Origin of the sequence: Bradyrhizobium huanghuaihaiense, from assembly GCF_025200885.1 — a bacterium.
Taxonomy (GTDB): Bacteria; Pseudomonadota; Alphaproteobacteria; order Rhizobiales; family Xanthobacteraceae; genus Bradyrhizobium; species Bradyrhizobium huanghuaihaiense.
Window position 1 is genome coordinate 3,950,219 of the sequence record NZ_CP104172.1, and the last position, 15,263, is coordinate 3,965,481.

General features: G+C 65.3%; 12 protein-coding genes. 7 read left to right on the forward strand and 5 right to left on the reverse strand.

Features of this window, described 5'->3' with window-relative positions:
• Positions 1 to 102 precede the first annotated feature (102 nt).
• Together N2603_RS18865 and N2603_RS18870 are read left to right on the forward strand one after the other, a co-directional pair.
• Positions 103 to 867: a GntR family transcriptional regulator gene (locus tag N2603_RS18865; RefSeq protein WP_018647352.1), complete on the forward strand. Its 765-nt coding sequence runs from the start codon at positions 103 to 105 to the stop codon at positions 865 to 867.
• Between the two features lie 24 nt (positions 868 to 891).
• Entirely contained in the window at positions 892 to 2,256 is a 1,365-nt protein-coding gene (locus N2603_RS18870; RefSeq protein ID WP_018647353.1) for an MFS transporter, read from the forward strand.
• Positions 2,257 to 2,347: 91 nt separating this feature from the next.
• On the opposite strand, the gene N2603_RS18875 is transcribed toward N2603_RS18870, so the two are convergent.
• From N2603_RS18875 to N2603_RS18890, 4 genes are all read right to left on the reverse strand, one after another.
• Positions 2,348 to 3,598 (reverse strand): arsenic transporter, encoded by a 1,251-nt coding sequence (locus tag N2603_RS18875; protein ID WP_260389931.1) that lies wholly within the window; start codon positions 3,596 to 3,598, stop codon positions 2,348 to 2,350.
• Positions 3,599 to 3,623: 25 nt separating this feature from the next.
• Positions 3,624 to 4,898, reverse strand: coding sequence for an MFS transporter (locus tag N2603_RS18880; RefSeq protein ID WP_260424219.1), 1,275 nt, complete (start codon positions 4,896 to 4,898; stop codon positions 3,624 to 3,626).
• A 66-nt stretch (positions 4,899 to 4,964) separates the two neighbouring features.
• Positions 4,965 to 5,405: an EamA family transporter gene (locus N2603_RS18885; RefSeq protein WP_260389932.1), complete on the reverse strand. Its 441-nt coding sequence runs from the start codon at positions 5,403 to 5,405 to the stop codon at positions 4,965 to 4,967.
• A 150-nt stretch (positions 5,406 to 5,555) separates the two neighbouring features.
• Positions 5,556 to 8,033, reverse strand: coding sequence for a hybrid sensor histidine kinase/response regulator (locus N2603_RS18890; RefSeq protein WP_260389933.1), 2,478 nt, complete (start codon positions 8,031 to 8,033; stop codon positions 5,556 to 5,558).
• A 223-nt stretch (positions 8,034 to 8,256) separates the two neighbouring features.
• Between N2603_RS18890 and N2603_RS18895 the strand changes: the two genes are divergently transcribed.
• From N2603_RS18895 to N2603_RS18910, 4 genes are all read left to right on the forward strand, one after another.
• Positions 8,257 to 9,339: a zinc-binding metallopeptidase family protein gene (locus N2603_RS18895; protein WP_260389934.1), complete on the forward strand. Its 1,083-nt coding sequence runs from the start codon at positions 8,257 to 8,259 to the stop codon at positions 9,337 to 9,339.
• Positions 9,340 to 9,515: 176 nt separating this feature from the next.
• A complete protein-coding gene (locus N2603_RS18900; RefSeq protein WP_018647359.1) occupies positions 9,516 to 11,531 on the forward strand; it encodes an acetyl-CoA carboxylase biotin carboxylase subunit in 2,016 nt (671 codons plus the stop codon).
• A 155-nt stretch (positions 11,532 to 11,686) separates the two neighbouring features.
• Positions 11,687 to 12,553 carry an isocitrate lyase/PEP mutase family protein gene (locus N2603_RS18905; RefSeq protein ID WP_260389935.1) on the forward strand — a complete coding sequence of 289 codons (867 nt, stop codon included), beginning with the start codon at positions 11,687 to 11,689 and terminating at the stop codon, positions 12,551 to 12,553.
• A complete protein-coding gene (locus tag N2603_RS18910) occupies positions 12,550 to 12,849 on the forward strand; it encodes an acylphosphatase (RefSeq protein WP_018647361.1) in 300 nt (99 codons plus the stop codon). Before N2603_RS18905 ends, N2603_RS18910 begins: the two co-directional genes overlap by 4 nt.
• Positions 12,850 to 13,026: 177 nt before the next feature.
• Here the strand turns inward: N2603_RS18910 and N2603_RS18915 are convergent, their stop codons facing one another.
• Entirely contained in the window at positions 13,027 to 14,547 is a 1,521-nt protein-coding gene (locus N2603_RS18915; RefSeq protein WP_260389936.1) for a PAS domain-containing sensor histidine kinase, read from the reverse strand.
• Between the two features lie 155 nt (positions 14,548 to 14,702).
• On the opposite strand from N2603_RS18915, the gene N2603_RS18920 reads away from it, so the two are divergent.
• Complete coding sequence (locus tag N2603_RS18920) at positions 14,703 to 15,260, forward strand: GbsR/MarR family transcriptional regulator (RefSeq protein WP_260389937.1); 558 nt, start codon at positions 14,703 to 14,705, stop codon at positions 15,258 to 15,260.
• Positions 15,261 to 15,263: the final 3 nt, after the last annotated feature.

Below are 15,263 nucleotides of genomic sequence, written 5' to 3' on the forward strand. Positions count from 1 at the left end.
GAAGTCTTACGCCTGCTTGTAATATATCACAACATGTTTTAAGGGTGCCACAAACAAGGCGCCACCCAGCAACGAGAGCGCGGGCTGACGGGAGAGCACGACATGGCACGGCGCAAGCGCGCGCTCGAGGTGGTGAGACACGACGACGGCGAGGGCAGGCCCTCCCGGCGCAACCGTCTCAACTTCTTCGAGCTCGCTTATCAGAAGATCGAGGAGCTGCTCGTTCATTGCGAGCTGAAGCCCGGACAGTTCATGACGATGCTGGAATTGCAGCAGATCACCGGTTTCGGCCGCACGCCGGTGCATCACGCCGTCAATCGTCTCTCCGCCGATACGCTCATCATCATCCGTCCGCGTCATGGCCTGCACATCGCGCCGATCGATCTCGCGCGCGAGCGCATGCTGCTTGGCCTCCGCCGCGACATGGAGCGTTTTGTCATTCGCCTCGCGGCGGATCGCGCCAGCTTGTCCCACCGCAATCAGGCGCTGCACATTGAGCGTTTGCTGCGCGAACGTCGCGCCACTTTGACACTCGACGAGTTCAACAGCATCGACCGCCGCATCGACGCGCTGGTGCTGGAGGCGGCCGGCGAGCCGTTCCTGGTCCACACGCTGCGGCCGCTGCACACGCTGTATCGCCGCATCGGCTACATCCATCACCGCTTCATGCCGGGGCAGGCCGATCTGTCCGGCACGATCGATCATCATCTCGCCATTCTCAGTGCAGTCGCCAGCCGCCGCGTCGAGGAGGCCGTGAAGGCCAGCGATGCGCTGATCGATTACATGGGCGAGATGTTCGCAGGGATGGAGGCGGGGATCGACCCGCGCCTGCTCGATTGCAGCATCGAGCCGCTGCTCGGCGCGTAGAGAATTTTGAAGAGAGGACCAAACATGCAGACAATGGCCATGCCACAACCGACCGCGAGCGAAGCCGCGGTCCGCTACCTCATCACGAACTACAGTCCAAAGGGCAACAAGGTCGGCTGGCTGATGATGGCCTCGATCCTGGTCGAGGCCTGGGATCTCTACTCGATCGCCTTCGTGCTGATCTTCATCAAGGAGCAGTACAATCCGGATCCGCTGATGCTCGGCCTTGCCGCGGCGGGCACGCAGGGCGGCGCCCTGATCGGCGCGCTGCTCGGCGGCTGGCTGTCCGACAAGATCGGCCGCCGCGTCATGTTCCTGGTGACGATGGTGCTGTTCATCGTGCTGGCGCTGGCGCAGGCCTTCGTGCCCAGCGTCGGCTGGCTCGTCGTGATCCGCTTCCTGCTCGGCATCCCGCTCGGCTCGGATATCTCGACCGGCTACACCTACATCATGGAATCCATGGCCAAGGGTGAGCGCGAGGTCATGGGCAACCGCTGGCAGTTCATGTTCGCCGTCGGCGAAGTCATGACCATCGGCGTCATCGTGATCTTCCTGCTGATCGACATGCAGCACGAGATGCTGTGGCGCGTGACGCTCGGCCTCGGCGCGGTGCCAGCGCTCATCATCCTTCTCATGCGTCACGACGTGCCGGAGACGGCGGTGTGGCTGGTGCAGAAGGGGCGCTATCGCGAGGCCAAGCGGGTGGCGCGCGAGATGTTCAATGACAATCTCGACATGCTGCCGGACCATGACGTCGAGGTGCCGAAGGTCTCGACCCGCGCGTTCCTCGCCGATCTCAAGAAGGATCCGATCCGCTGGCGCGCCACGGTCTACGGCTGGATCGCTTGTTTCACCCAGGCGAGCGAGTTCTCGACCTTCGCCTTCTACCTGCCGGTGCTGTTCGTGATGGTCGGCGTGTCGAGCGTGCTCGGCATCAATCTGGTGACGATGGCGCTGTTCTCGTTCGCCGCATTGTCGGGCTGGGTCGGTCCGCTGCTGACGCCGAAGATCGGCCACCGCGGCATCTCGATCGCCGGCTTCTCGATCGTGCTGGCCTCGCTGCTGGTCGCGGCCTTCGCGCTCTACACCGACAACAAGATCCTGCTGCCGTTCGCGGCCGCCGCCATGTTGTGGGGCCACTATTGGGACGCCTCGAACTGCATGACGATCCCGACCATGGTCGCCAAGCCGAAATATCGCGGCACTGCCAGCGGCTTCGCCTACATGTTCGTGAAGCTGCCGTCGTTCCTGGCGATCTTCCTGTTCCCGACGGTGTTCGCCGCGATCGGGCAGGCGAATGCCACGTTGATGGTCGCGATCTTCCCGCTGATCGGATTGCTCGCCGCGATCTTCATCCTGCCGGAAGTCTACGGCTACGAGAACGACTGACAAATTGCCCGGTCGCGGCCTGATGGCCGCGATCGGGCCTCGCCCGCTACGGGCTGAGGCACCGCAAACAATCGCAGTGAATTCTCTGCCGCTACCTGATCGCCGCCGCCAGCGCCGCGATCAGAGCGGGCGGCGTCACCAGCATACCGAGCTTGAGGAACGGCCAGGCACTGAGCTCGATCTTCTCCCGCCGGAGCGCAACCAGCCAGAGGATGGTGGCGAGCGATCCCGTCACCGACATGTTCGGTCCGAGATCGACGCCGATCAGGATCGCGCTGACGACCGGCGCGGGCAGATGATCGCTGGCAGCGACCGAGCCGGCGATAAGGCCGACCGGAAGATTGTTGGCGATATTGGTGCCGATCGCGGTCGCGATGCCGACGCTCCAGGCGGCCTTCGGCACCGATTGCGCGACCGCCTGGTGCAGCAGCGCGCTGAGCTGCCCGATTACGCCGGTCTTGACCAGCGTTTCCACCATGACGAAGAGCCCGCCGACCAGCGGCAGCACGCTCCAGGACACGCCCCGCAGCACAGGCAGCGGTGATTGCCGGCTCAGCAGCAGCACGATCGCGGCTGTCGCCACCCCGCAGATGAAGGTCGGCAGGCCCAGTTGCTTGTCGAGCGCGGAGGCCGTGACCAGCACAACGCCGATCGCGATGATGCCCACGGCCGTCAGCTTGCCGCCGCGGCCGAGCTTTGGATGCGGCACGCTGCGGGCGATGGTTTCTTCCTTGAGCGCGCGGTGCTGGGTCAGGCGCAGCACGACATAGGTGAGCAGGATCGAGGCCGCCGAGGGCAGGGCGAACAGGCGCAGCCATTCCGTGAGGTGCGGCATGCGCGCGCCGAACACGACGAGATTGGCGGGATTGGAGATAGGCAGCACGAAGCTTGCGGCATTGGCAATGAAGGCGCAGATGAAGAGATAAGGCAGCGGTTTGGCGCCGGCCGCGCGCGTCGCGGCATAGACGGCCGGCGTCAGCACGATCGCGGTGGCGTCGTTCGAGAGCAGCACGGTGACCAGCGTGCCGACGAGATAGATCAGCAGGAACAGCCGCTGCGGCGAGCCGCCTGCATATTCGACCGCGAGCGCGGCGAGATAGTCGAACAGGCCCTCGAGCCGGGCCAGCTCGGCGATCAGCATCATGCCGATCAGGAAGAGATAGACGTCGAGGCCTTTCTCGATGCCGACAAGCGCATCCTGCCACGGAAGCAAACCGAGCAGCACGAGGGCACCGGCGCCGATGACCGCCCAGATCGCCTCGGGCAGGCGGAACGGGCGGATAATGACGCCTGCGGTCGCAAGCACAATGATGCTCCAGGCCCAGATGGCGTCAGACGGCACGGTCAGTCCTCAATGTGGAACGGGTTCATTCGGCAGCGATATCCGATGTCGGCGGCGCTGTCTTCCCCTTCGGCTGCAAGGCGCCATGCCGCGTCTCGGGCAAGGCGAGAAGGCAGATGACGGCGCCGATCGCCGCGACCAGACCGAGCGTGATGAAGGCCGCGCTGTAGCCCGCGCCGACCACGACGAAGCCGGCGAGCGCTGTCGACAGCGCAGCTCCGATGCCCTGAGCGGTGATGACCGCGCCTTGCGCGACGTTGAAGCGCCCGGTTTTGCGCATGAGGTCGGCGACGATGACGGGGAAGATGGCGCCGAAGATGCCGGCGCCGACGCCGTCGAGGAACTGCACGCCGACCAGCCAGAACGGATTGTCGGAGAGCGTGTAGAGCGCTCCGCGAACAGGCAGGATCAGGAGTGCCGCGAGGAAGAAGCGCTTGTGTCCCCACCGGTCGGCCCTCGCGCCGACCAGCATCGCGAACGGTACCATGACCAATTGCGCCGCGACGATGCAGGCCGACATCAGGCTGGTGCCCATGTTCTTGTCCTGGAGTGCGAGCTTCTGCCCGACCAGCGGCAGCATGGCTGCGTTGGAGAGATGGAAGAGCACGAAGCAGATCGCGAACACGAGCAGGGGGCGGCAGGTCAGCAGCACGGCGAGGCCCGAGGGTTGCTCGCGCGCGCTGTCGCCGTCGGCATCGTGCAGCCCGCGGGCGAGGTCGTGGTCGATGGCCTGTTCGGGGATGGCGACAATGCTGACGAGGCTTGCGATCGCCATGGTGCCGAGCAGGTAGAACACGACGGTCGGTCCGAACCAATAGGCGGAGAGCCCTGCAAGTGTCGCTGCGACCGCGTTGCCGGCGTGATTGAAGGTCTCGTTACGGCCAATCCGCCGGGTAAAGGCGGCGTGGCCGAAGATGCCGAGCGAGACGGCCGCAATCGCCGGAGGAAAGATCACGGCGGCAGCCTGTGCTACTCCTTGCGAGATCGCGACCGGCAGGAACGCCGGAAACAAAGGCAATGACAGCGAGGCTGCTGTCACCATGATGGCGGCGACAACCATCACGGCTCGCTTCGCTCGCGTCGCGTCGACCAGCGCTCCGGCGGGCGTCTGCGCCACGATGCCGGCGATCGTCGCGATCGACATCACGAGGCCGATGCGCGCCTCGTCCCAATGCTGCTCGGTGAGGAGATAGACGGCAAGATAGGGGCCGAGCCCGTCGCGGACGTCGGCAAGGAAGAAATTGGCCGCATCCAGAGCGCGGCCGGCTCGCCTCGTTAGATCGGGGTCCTGGCTCGACATCGGTGTCTCGATCGAGGAGCGGAAACGTCCGGGCAGAAACGGACGTCGCGGCATTTTTGCATCGCTTCAGAACTTCACAGCCAACAACACCGCGCCGGCGCCGATCATCGCGATGCCGAGCCAGCCCTGGGCCGTTGGACGCTCGCCGAGAAAGGCGAACGCGAACAGGGCGACCAGCACGACGCTGAGCTTGTCGATCGGCGCGACCAGCGTGGCAGGCCCGAGCTTGAGTGCGCGAAAATAGCAGAGCCATGAAGCGCCGGTCGCCAGTCCCGACAAAACCAGGAACAGCCAGGTTTTTGAGGAGACCGTCGAGGGTACGACGAATTGCCCGGTGAAGAACAGCAGAACCGAGAAGGCGAGCAGCACCACGATGGTGCGGATGAAGGTGGCAAGGTCCGGATTGATGTTCTCGACGCCGACCTTGGCGAAGATCGCGGTCAGCGCCGCAAAGCAGGCCGACAGCAGCGCCCAGGTCTGCCAGGCGGAGAGGAGGGCGGGGTTCATGTTATCGATATCCGTTGTTTTGACGGCGCATCAGCGCCGTCATCGCGAGCGCAGCGAAGCAATCCAGAGTCTTTCCGCGGAGGCAGTCTGGATTGCTTCGCTGCGCTCGCAATGACGGAGTTTGTGGCCAGCTTCGCGCAGCTATAACAATCACCGCGCCACCGACAGCTTCTCCGTGATCGCCTTGCGCAGGATGCGCGAGAGCGATTCGACCGAATAGGGCTTCTGGATCAGCTCGAATCCGCGATGGGCGTTTTCGGCGAGCACGTTGCTGTAGCCCGAGGTGAGCACGACGGGCAGGCCCGGATAGCGCTCGCGGATGATTCCGGCGAGCTCGACGCCGTTCATGCCGGGCATGATCACGTCGGAGAAGACGAGGTCGACGGCGAATTCGTTCTCGCCGAGGATCGCGAGCGCCGCGTTGGCGTTGGCGACGCGGCGGACGACATAGCCGAGGTCTTCCAAGAGCTCGGTCGAGAACTGGCCGACATCGTCATTGTCCTCGACCACGAGCACGCGGTAGCCGCGCCCGGTGGTCGCAGCCTCGCTGGTCAGCGCCGCCGCATCCTTCTCGGTGGTGGGGCTTTGAGCCTGCGGCAGGTAGATGGTGAAGGTCGCGCCTTCGCCCTGCGTGCTCGTCACCGCGATGTCGCCCTCGGACTGCTTTGCGAAGCCGAACGCCTGGCTGAGACCGAGGCCGGTGCCCTTGCCGACCTCCTTGGTGGTGAAGAACGGTTCGAAAATGGAATCGAGATGTTCCAGCGCGATGCCGCTGCCGGTATCCTTGACCGAGATCGCGACATAGTCGCCGCCACGTGCCGACTGCGCGCGCAGGCTCGGAATCCCCTGGACCTTGCAGACCGCGATGGTGAGGCGGCCTTCGCCCTCCATCGCGTCGCGGGCGTTGATGGCGAGGTTGATCAACGCGGTCTCGAACTGTGCGACGTCGGCGACAGTGAAGCAATCCGTGTCCTGGATCTCGACGCTGATCTCGATGCGGCCGCCGACCAGCGGCCGGACCAGTTGTGCCACGCCCTCGACCTGGCTGCCGACATTGAAAATTTGTGGCTTCAGCGGCTGCCGGCGCGCGAAGGCCAGGAGCTGCGCCGTCAGCTTTGAGGCGCGCTCGACGGTGTCGGAGATGGCGTCGACATAGCGGCGGCGCCGCTCTTCCGGCAGCTCGCGCCGGCGCAGGAAGTCGGTCGCCGAACGGATGATGGTGAGCAGGTTGTTGAAATCGTGCGCGACGCCGCCGGTGAGCTGGCCGATCGCTTCCATCTTCTGCGACTGCCGCAACGCCTCCTCGCCGAGGCGGCGCTCGGTGATGTCGACGGCCTCGGGCACCGCGCCGGTGATGTTGCCGTGGCGGTCGAGCACGGGGCGCATGCCGAAATCGAAATCGCGTTCGCCGATCGGCAGGCGCAGCCGCATCTCCAGCCGCACCGCTTCGCCCTTCAGGACGGTCCTGAAGGCGTCGCGCGCGACATCGCTCATGCCGGGGGTTCCCGTGAACCACGGCGTATCCCAGAACGGCTTGCCGATGACATCCCGCGCCGCGGCGTTGATGCCGTCGAGTGCGGTCTTGTTGGCGTAGAGCAGTTCGCCGCTGAGATCGACCAGGCCCTGATACTGGTTGCTGGTCTCCAGGATCGCGCGCAGCCGGGCCTCGTTGGACTCGAGCTCGGCGGTGCGCTCGGCGATCCGCTCCTCCAGCGTCTCGTTGAGCCGCCGGAGCTCGATCTCGGCCTGCTTGGCGACCGTGATGTCGTGGGCGACGCCGATGAAGCCGATATGCTTGCCGGTCGGGTCCCAGCGCGGCTGCGATTCCGAGCGCAGCCAGCGCCATTCGCCGCTGGCGTTCCTGTAGCGCGCTTCCAGCACGAAGGGTTTCAGCGAGGCTTCGCCTTGCACCGATTGCTGCAGCACATGCGGAAGGTCGTCCGGATGCAGCACCTTGCGCCAGTCGAAATCGATCGCCTGGTCGTAGGGCAGGCCGACGAAGTCGACATAGGCCTGGTTGGCGAAGGAGCGCTTGCGATCGAGCTTGGTGACCCAGATCGGCACCGGCGCGCTGTCGGCGATCAGCCGGAAGCGCTCCTCGCTCTCGCGCAGCGTCTCGCGCGCGAGCATCTGGTCGGTGATGTCGATGTGGGCGCCGACGAGGCGGATGGCGCGGCCGTCCTTGTCGCGCTCGAACTTGGCGACGACCCGGATCCAGCGGGTCTCGCCGTCGCTCGGGCGGATGATGCGGTATTCGGCCGTGTAATCTTCGCTGGTCCCGGAAAGCGCCTCGAAGAAGTGGTTCACCGCCGCGTCGCGGTCATCAGGATGGATACGGTTGACCCAGTCCTCGTGCGACTCGTCGATGGCCTCCGGCGGCAGGCCGTGGATCATCAGATATTCCGGCGAGCGGCGGTTCTTGAAGCCCTCGCGGAAGTCGACCTCGACGCCGCCGACCTTGCCGATGCGCTGGATGCGCGCGAGCTCGGCCTCTCGCTCCTGGAGGGCGCGATAGGCGTTGTCGCGCTCGCGCGCGACGTCTTCGAGGTGCTGGCGCAGCCTTTCGGCGGCGATGGTCTCGGGCAAAGGATCGTTCAAGGCGTCGGCCGTTGTCATGCGGGTGCGCACGTGCCGGACCGATATTCACACAGACGGAGCGCGATGGCCATTGCTTAGAGGAAATAGACTGTCTGGAAGGACCCGCGGCCAGCCAGAACGCGGGAAAAATGCGGTCAACCAACGCCCGGTCTGGCATTTTGTTCCTGATATTGGAACGATGCGCCTGCGGACGCGTCTTCGCGAGGCGCCACAACTCTCATTCATAAAACTCCCTTTTCGAAGAGGCTAAATCTTGAAGCTCTTTGTCTGTCAGTCCTGTGGCAACGTCCTCTATTTCGAGAACCGCGCCTGCGGGCGTTGCGGTCACCGCGTCGCCTTCCTCCCGGAGAAGGAGACGATGTCGGCGCTCGAGCCCGACGACGAGGCTCAAAGCGGGACCTGGACGACGCTGGCCGACAAGGGCAGGGGGCGGCTGCTGTGCCGCAATGCCGACTACGACGCCTGCAACTGGCTGACGGACACCGGCGACGGCAACGGCTATTGCCGTGCCTGCCGCCACAACGGCATGGTGCCGGACCTGTCGGACCCCGCGCAGCTCGCCCGCTGGCGTGAGCTGGAGGTGGCAAAGCACCGGCTGTTCTATTCCCTGATCCGCTGGAAGCTGCCGCTCCAGAACCGTCAGGACAATGCGGTGCACGGCCTGATCTTCAACTTCCTCGCCGACGATCCGAACAGCGGACAAAAGATCATGACCGGCCATGACAACGGCCTGATCACGATCGCGCTGACCGAGGCTGACGACATCGAGCGCGAGCGGCGCCGGTTGGAGATGGGCGAGCCTTACCGGACGCTGCTTGGGCATTTCCGCCACGAGGTCGGGCATTATTTCTGGGACGTGCTGGTTCAGGGCGGCGGCAAGCTCGACGAATGCCGCGCGGTGTTCGGCGACGATTCAGCCGATTACGGCCAGGCCTTGCAGCGCCATTACGCTGAAGGCGCCCCGGCTGACTGGCAGCAGAATTACGTCTCGGCCTATGCCACGACGCACCCCTGGGAAGACTTCGCCGAGACCTGGGCGCACTATCTCCACATCGTCGACACCCTGGAGATGGCCTCCGAGTTCGGCATGGAGGTGCGCCCCAAGGTGGATCGCGACGGGGAGCTGACTGCGCGCATCCGTTTCAACCCCTACGAGGCCAGGGACGTCCAGGCGCTCATCGACGCATGGCTGCCCTTCACCTTCGCCATGAACAGCGTCAACCGGGCCATGGGCCTGCGCGACCTCTACCCCTTCATCCTATCGCCGGCGGTGGTCGGCAAACTGGGCTTCATTCACGGCCTGGTCCGGGACGTGGCCAAGGCGCGGAAGGCGTAGGCCGTCCCAAGGGCTCCCTCGCGGCTGTTTCGGTCTTGCGCTGGTACGCCAGAGCGGCCCGGATTTAGACCGTTGCCTCCGGCCCATTTTGATGTACCACGGGAGCCACACGGCCCGTCCCATAGGCCCCAACGGCCGGGGAAGGGTCCCGCCCAAGGTCGAGACTCAAGAAAAGCATGTTCAAACGCATTCTGATCGCCAATCGCGGCGAAATCGCCTGCCGGGTCATCAAGACTGCCCGCAAGATGGGAATTCAAACGGTTGCGGTCTATTCCGAGGCCGACCGCGATGCCCTCCATGTCGAGATGGCCGATGAGGCGGTGCTGATCGGCCCGCCGGCCGCGGCCGAGAGCTATCTGGTGATCGAGAAGATCGTCGAGGCCTGCCGCAAGACGGGCGCCGAGGCCGTGCATCCCGGCTACGGCTTCCTGTCCGAGCGCGAGGCGTTTCCGCGCGCGCTGGAAGCCGCCGGCATCGTCTTCATCGGCCCGAACCCCGGCGCGATCGCCGCGATGGGCGACAAGATCGAGTCCAAGAAGGCCGCCGCAAAAGCAAAAGTCTCGACCGTGCCCGGCCATCTCGGCGTCATCGAGGACGACAAGCACGCGGTCCGCATCGCCGACGAGATCGGCTATCCAGTGATGATCAAGGCCTCCGCCGGCGGCGGCGGCAAGGGCATGCGCATCGCGCATTCGAAGGCCGAGGTCGCCGAAGGCTTCAACCTTGCCAAGGCCGAAGCCAAGGCTTCGTTCGGCGACGACCGCGTCTTCGTCGAGAAATTCATCGTCGATCCCCGCCACATCGAGATCCAGGTGCTGGGCGACAAGCACGGCAACGTGATCTATCTCGGCGAGCGCGAATGCTCGATCCAGCGCCGCAACCAGAAGGTTATCGAGGAGGCGCCGTCGCCGCTGCTCGACGAAGCGACCCGCCGCAAGATGGGCGAGCAGGCGGTCGCGCTAGCCAAGGCCGTGAACTATGATTCCGCCGGCACCGTCGAATTCGTCGCCGGCCAGGACAAGAGCTTCTACTTCCTGGAGATGAACACGCGCCTCCAGGTCGAGCATCCCGTCACCGAGCTCGTCACCGGCATCGACCTCGTCGAACAAATGATCCGCGTTGCCGCCGGCGAGAAGCTCGCCATCGCGCAGAAGGACGTCACGCTCACCGGCTGGGCCGTGGAATCGCGCCTCTATGCTGAGGATCCGTTCCGCAACTTCCTGCCCTCGATCGGGCGTCTCGTGAAGTATCGTCCGCCGGCGGAAGCCAGCAAGGACGGCATCACCGTGCGCAACGACACCGGCGTGCAGGAGGGCGGCGAGATCTCGATCCATTACGATCCGATGATCGCAAAGCTCGTCACCCACGCGCCGTCGCGCGCGGCCGCTATCGAGGCCCAGGCGACTGCGCTCGACTCGTTCTATGTCGACGGTATCAGGCACAACATCCCGTTCCTGTCGGCGCTGATGCATCATCCGCGCTGGCGCGAGGGTCGGCTCTCGACCGGCTTCATCGCCGAAGAGTTCCCCAAGGGTTTTGCGGTGCGCGTGCCCGAGGGCGAGGTCGCCCGGAGGATCGCCGCCGTCGGTGCTGCCATCGATCACGTGCTCGGCGAGCGCAAGCGGCAGATCTCGGGGCAGATGGGCGGCCGCGTCGTGCAGCGCGAACGCCGCCGCGCGGTCTGGCTCGACCGCCAGGAAATCCAGCTCGAGGTCGGACGTGAGGGCGACGCCATCGCGATCCGCTTCGTCGATGCCGAGGGCAAGGTCGGCAATGCGCATCTGTTGCAGTCGCCGTGGAAGCCGGGCGATCCGGTCTGGCAGGGCACCATCGATGGGCACTTCGTCGCGGTGCAGGCGCGGCCGATTGCGAACGGCATCCGCCTCGCGCATCAGGGCGTCGAGGTGCCGGTCTATGTCTGGACCGAGACGGAAGCGACCTCTGCCCGGCTGATGCCGGTGACGGCGGCCTCCGACACCGGCAAGAAGCTGCTCTGTCCGATGCCGGGCCTCGTGGTCTCGATCGCGGTGAGCGAGGGGCAGGAGGTCAAGGCCGGCGAGACGCTCGCCGTGGTCGAAGCCATGAAGATGCAGAACGTGCTGCGCGCCGAGCAGGACGGCACCGTGAAGAAGATCCACGCCAGTGCCGGCGCGACGCTCGCGGTGGACGCGCTGATTTTGGAGTTTGCGTAAGATGTGAGTTGGGCTCTCGCCGGCCCACGAACACCGTCATTGCGAGCGCAGCGAAGCAATCCAGACTGCCTCTGCGGAAAGACTCTGGATTGCTTCGCTACGCTCGCAATGACGGAGTATGTTGCGGCTGCGTCGCAACAATTGGGAGGGCAATCATGGCCTTTCGTTCCCGCCGCGAGAAACTGCGTTCCATCCTGTCGGGCGGGACTTGCGTCCATCCCGGCTCGGTCTATGACGCAATCTCGATCCGCATCGCCGAGGATCTCGGCTTTCCCATCGGGATGTTCGGCGGCTCGGTGGCTGCGCTCGCCGTGCTCGGCGACCCTGATGTCACCTTGATCACGCTCACCGAGCTTTGCGAGCAGATGCGGCGGATGTCGCGTGCGTCCGCACTGCCGGTGCTGGTCGATGCCGATCATGGCTACGGCAATGCGCTCAACGTGCGCCGCACGGTGCAGGAGCTGGAGACGGCCGGTGCCGCCGGCCTCACCATCGAGGACACGCTGCTGCCGGCTGCCTTCGGTGAAGCAAAGACGCAGCTGATTTCGCTGGAGGAGGGCGTCGGCAAGATGAAAGCCGCGCTCAGCGGCCGCAGCGATCCGTTGCTGGTCATCATGGGCCGCACGGGTGCGGCCTCGATCACCTCGATCGAGGATGCGGTCCGCCGTGCCAAGGCTTATGAGGCCACCGGCGTCGATGCACTGTTCTTCACCGGCATCAAGTCGCGTGCCGAGCTCGAGGCGATAACGGCTGCGACGCGCCTGCCGATCGTGCTCGGCGGCGCGCCGGAGGACTTGAGCGCGCTCGACTATCTCGCCAGCCAGCGCGTGCGCATCGCGCTGCAGGGCCATGCGCCGATCGCGGCCGCGACGCAGGCCGTCCACGACACGCTGAAGGCGCTCCGCGAAGGCGCCGCGCCGAAGGCACTCAAGGGCCTTGCCTCTGCGGAGCTGACGGGCCGCGTCATGCGGGAGGCCGAGACGAAGGCGCGCAGCGCCGATGTTCTCGGGCTGAAGACATGAGCCGGGCGATCCTCCAGGTCATGATCCGCGGCCGCGTGCAGGGCGTCGGCTATCGCGCCTGGGTCGAATACCAGGCCACCGCGAGCGGTCTCGAAGGCTGGGTCCGCAACCGCCGCGACGGCAGCGTGGAAGCGCTGTTCGCGGGCGCGCCGAACCACGTCGCCGACATGGTCGCACTGTGCCGCCATGGCCCGCCATCCTCGCGCGTCGACAGCGTCACCAGCGAGACCGCAAGCGTGGACGAGCTGAATCTGCGCAGGGCAGGGGAAGCGTTCTCGGTGTTGCCGACGGTTTGAGCGCCAATTCTCTTTCGGCGCGAGCGGTGCGCTCCCTCGCCCCGTTCTTACGGGGAGAGGGTTGGGGTGAGGGGCCTCTCTCAACACGGGCGGTCGTCGAGAGACCTGTACCCCCTCACCCGAATTCGATCTGCGATCGAATTCGACCTCTCCCCGCAAGCGGGGAGAGGTTAAGAGTCACCTCGGCAATTTCGCGATCGCTTCGCTGAGCTCGTGGATCTCGTACGGCTTACGCAGGATCGGGAAGTCGCCGCGCACGTCGGCGGCAACCTCACTGTAGCCGGTGGCGAGCAGGACCGGCAGGCCGGGGCGGAGCTGGCGCAGACGATGGGCGAGGGTGAGGCCGTCCATCTTGCCGGGCATCACGATGTCCGAGAACACGAAATCGACGCCGTTGGTCTCGATCTCGCGCAGTGCCGCTTCGGCGTCGGCGACCCGGTGCACCTGGTAGCCGAGCTGTTCCAGAAGGCCGATGCTGACGAGCGCGACTTCGGGATTGTCCTCGACCAGCAGCACCGTTCCGCTGCCGCGGAACGGTATCGCCTCCGCGGTGTCCCGTGCCGGGGCATCCGTGCCGCGCGGCAGCAGGATGGTGAAAATCGTGCCCTTGCCGAGCTCGCTTGCGACCTTCACCGTGCCGCCGGCCTGATGGGCGAAGCCGTGCACCTGGGAGAGGCCGAGGCCGGTACCCTTGCCGATCGGCTTGGTGGTGAAGAACGGCTCGAAGATCTTGTCGACGACGTCGGCGGGAATGCCGAGCCCGGTGTCGGCGACGTCGATCGCCACGAACTCGCCGGCGAGCGGGGTCTCGTCCAGCACCACGTTGCGGGCGCTGATCGTCACCGTGCCGCCGTCGGGCATCGCATCGCGGGCATTGATGACGAGGTTGAGCAGCGCGGTCTCGAGCTCCGAGACGTCGGTCCTGACCGGCCAGACCTTGGGGGCGATGTCGAAGGCGAGGCGCACGGAGCTGCCGAGGCCGGCGTCAAGCACCGCGCGGATCGCCGCGACGCGTTCGGTGAGATCAATCGCCTGCGGGTTGACGCTCTGTCGCCGCGCAAAGGTGAGGAGCTGGTTGGTCAGCGCGGCGCCGCGCCTGGTCGCAGTCTCGATCGCGGAGATCGCGCGCTGAAGCCTGGTATCGTCGATGGCCCCCTTCTTCAGGACATGGAGGCTGCCGCTGATGATCATCAGGAGGTTGTTGAAGTCATGGGCGACGCCGCCGGTGAGCTGACCGAGCGCATCGAACTTCTGGGATTCGGCGAGCTGTTTCTGCATCGCCTCGAGCTTGAGCTGGGCATTGCGGCGTTCGGTGATGTCGCGCGTGATCTTGGCGAAGCCGACCAGCGTGCCATCCTCGTAGATCGGATCGATCACCACGCTCGCCCAGAAGAACGTCCCGTCCTTGCGAACGCGCCAGCCTTCCTCTTCGTAGCGGCCCTTTTCGCGCGCGATGCCGAGCGCTCGCGCAGGTTTGCCGTTGGCGCGGTCGGCCTCGGTATAGAAGCGGGAGAAATGCTGGCCGACGATTTCCTCGGGCGCGTAGCCCTTGATCCGCTCGCCGCCGATGTTCCAGCTGGTGATGGTGCCGCTGGGATCGAGCATGTAGAGGGCGTAGTCGGCAACTCCTTCAACCAGCAGCCGGAAACTGCGCTCGCTTTCGAACAAGTCTCTCTGCTGACTGAACTTTTTTACCATTCTTAGACCCCGCCTCGACGGGAGCAAACGCTCGGGCCGGCGTTTTGGTTCCGACTCTCTGGGAACTTTTTAGGCAAATACCGCAGACGGTATGCAGGAGGCCCGCCAGGGCAAGCGCCCTTGACACGCAATCGCATTTGTCAGATATTTCTGTCATGACAGAAATAACCGGAAAGAAGAAACTCCCCGCCGCCGTCGAGCGCTTCATCCTGCATTGGGGCGACATGGGCGACGAATGGGGCGTCAATCGCTCTGTCAGCCAGATCCACGGGCTGCTCTATCTGTCCGAGGCGCCGATGACGGCAGAGGACATCGCCGACACGCTCGGCATGGCGCGCTCCAACGTCTCCAATTCGCTCAAGGAGCTGCTCGCCTGGAATTTGATCCGGAGGGTGCCGATCCTCGGCGACCGCCGTGATCACTACGAGGCCGAGACCGACATCTGGGAGGTCGCGGCCCGCATCGCGGCGCGGCGCAAGGAGCGGGAGCTCGATCCGGCGATCGCAGCGCTCAGGGCCTGCGTGTCCGATGCCGCCGAGGATCCGGCCATCAATCCGGTCGCGAGCAAGCGGCTGAAGGAGATGCTCGCCTTCACCGAGCTCGCCGACCATTGGTTCATGCAGATGCTGAAGGTGCCGCGGCCGCGGCTGGTCGCCCTGATGCGGCTTGGCGAGAAGATCGCCAACCTGCTGCCGCTGGGCAAGGCCAAATAGCGT